Origin of the sequence: Limnofasciculus baicalensis BBK-W-15, assembly GCF_024178385.1 — a bacterium.
In the GTDB taxonomy this organism is placed as follows: domain Bacteria; phylum Cyanobacteriota; class Cyanobacteriia; order Cyanobacteriales; family Coleofasciculaceae; genus Limnofasciculus; species Limnofasciculus baicalensis.
The window spans coordinates 1-2508 of record NZ_JAMZMM010000592.1; the positions used below are offsets into that span (position 1 = coordinate 1).

Consider the following 2508-nt stretch of genomic DNA (forward strand, 5'->3'; position numbering starts at 1 on the left):
CTCCCCACTCCCCACTCCCTACTCCCCAATAGGAATCGCGATCGCAAATTCCGTTCCTTTTCCCAATACTGAAGTACAATTGAGACTCCCACCATGAATTTCTTCCACAATCCGACGGCTAATAGATAATCCAAATCCCGTACCTTTCCCCACAGGTTTCGTAGTAAATAATTGCTCGAACATCCGCGATTTAACTTCCTCTGTCATACCCGTACCATTGTCTTGAATTTCAATTACGACTCCTTGTTTATCTTTAGTCAATTTTGTTTTAACTACGATCCTGTTAGGATTAGCTTCAATTTCCTCAAAAGAGCGATTGAGATTATCCTCTTCACAAGCATCAATACCATTAACAATAATATTCATAAACACCTGATTAAGTTGTCCCAAATAACATTTAATATTAGGAATATCCCCATATTCTTTCACGATCCTAATTCCCGGACTTTTACTATTCGCTTTCATGCGGTGTTGTAAAATCATAATAGTACTATCAATTCCATCATGAATATTGGCTAATACCTTAGATTCAGTATCCCCACGAGAAAAAGTACGCAATGAATTACTAATAGCAATCAGTCGGTCTGTACTTCCTCCCATTACTACAAGCATTCTTGGTAAACTATTAATAATATGATCTAAATTAATATCTTCTGCGTACTCTGCAATCTCATTGCATGAATTGGGAAATTGTTCCTGATATAATTGTAAATAAGTAATTAATTTTTGAGCAGCATCATTCACCAAAAAAATAGAACCTTTAATAGAAGCAAGTGGATTATTCATTTCGTGGGCAAGTCCAGCCACTAATTGACCGAGAACCGCCATTTTTTCATGCTGAATAAGTTGAAGTTGTGCCTGTTGTAACCGGAAAAGAGTTTCTCGTATTTGTTTGACATAAGCCAATGTTTTGTTAATAGTAATAATTAGATCGTCAAAATCAATAGGTTTAGTAATAAAGTCAAAAGCACCACAATTCATGGCAGCTCTAATATTTTTCAGATCGCCAAAAGCAGAAATGACAACCGCTTTAATATTCTCATCTATCTCCCGAAGTTTATTGAGCAAAGTCAACCCATCCATCTCAGGCATACTCAGATCCGTAAGTACCATATCGATAGTGCGATCGCTTTTTATTTTTTGTAAAGCTTCCTTCCCACTGCGGGCAAATATCAACTCAAATTCTTTAGCTCTAATTTTCTTCCTCAATCGCTGTCTCAGGAGAGATTCTAAATCTACCTCATCATCGACAACTAAAATTTTGGCTGGGATCATGACAATATAAACTGCAGACTATATTATTAATTACAGTATCATTCATACTGCGATTCGTGTTCTGACTATCCTATAATATCTGCATTAAAGAATAGGGGATGGCGAATAGGGGATGGGTGAAACTATTTTTTACCTACTCCCTTTGCAGCAGAAGATTATCTATCTCTTCCTTTGTGTCTCAGTGTCTTAGTAGTTTATTAAATAGTTATTCTTCATCCTTCATCCTTTTGATTTGGGAACCCTAACTCTCTATAATCTGTCTAATGACTAAACTAGATCAACTTCACAGAAAATTAAACAGCATGATTAGCCGTAAGTTTTTCCATAAAGTCGCTGCTAGTGTGGCAGTTACGGGGATGATACTCTCCATTGTCATCGATATAGCAGGAGCAGCTACTCGCCTGAAAAATGGCGATACCGTCAATGGGTTTATCCAGACGAATTCTCCCAGCTTCCGCTATCGCAACCAATCCCTGCGCAACTCTCCCTTTCAGAATGCTGCTGGCGAAGAATATATTTTTAACAGCAAGCGAGGGGATACCATTCAAGTCACTGTTGAAGTTGAAGATGGTAGTACTCTCTTACCCATCTTAGTTTTAACCTCTTCACAGACAGGTAACCAAGTTGCTTACAATGACAAAACTCGCTCTTTAAGCTATAAGGTAACCGCAGATGGCGAATACAGACTCCTTATTTTAGGACAAAACAACACCAGAGGGAGATACACTGTTGCCATTTCCGGGATTACCGGAGATACTACTGCTCAAACTCCCCAACCCACATCTACACCCAGCAACGATCCCAGACGACTACTCCTGCAAAATGAATATGGGCTAACTCTCCTCGATAAATGCCCCGCCACAACAGATAAGTTAGTAGTTGCCAATTTCCCTGAATACGGTCAAACTTATACCTATTGTGGCAACCCAAATCGTTTCCTACGAGCAGGACAATATACTTACGATCTTGCCAGTGGTGACTTAAAACCGGGCGCACCTGCCACTACAGGTTCAAATCCCTCAACTCCCCCTGTCACTGCAACTACAGATCCCAGACGACTACTCCTGCAAAATGAATATGGGTTAACTCTACTCGATAAATGTCCCACTATCACAGATAAGTTAGTAGTTGCCAATTTCCCCGAATACGGTCAAACTTATACTTATTGTGGCAACCCTAATCGTTTCCTACGAGCAGGACAATATACTTACGATCTTGCCAGTGGTGACTTAA

The 2508-nt window shown here is 39.4% G+C and carries 2 protein-coding genes; one reads left to right on the forward strand and one right to left on the reverse strand.

Annotation, left to right across the window (positions count from 1 at the left end; genetic code table 11):
• Window positions 1–18 precede the first annotated feature (18 nt).
• Window positions 19–1275 (reverse strand): hybrid sensor histidine kinase/response regulator, encoded by a 1257-nt coding sequence (locus NJ959_RS28465; protein WP_256529940.1) that lies wholly within the window; start codon window positions 1273–1275, stop codon window positions 19–21.
• Window positions 1276–1538: 263 nt separating this feature from the next.
• Here NJ959_RS28465 and NJ959_RS28470 point away from each other — a divergent pair.
• Window positions 1539–2508: hypothetical protein (locus NJ959_RS28470; RefSeq protein ID WP_254015129.1), on the forward strand; the 970-nt coding region annotated here is incomplete at its 3' end.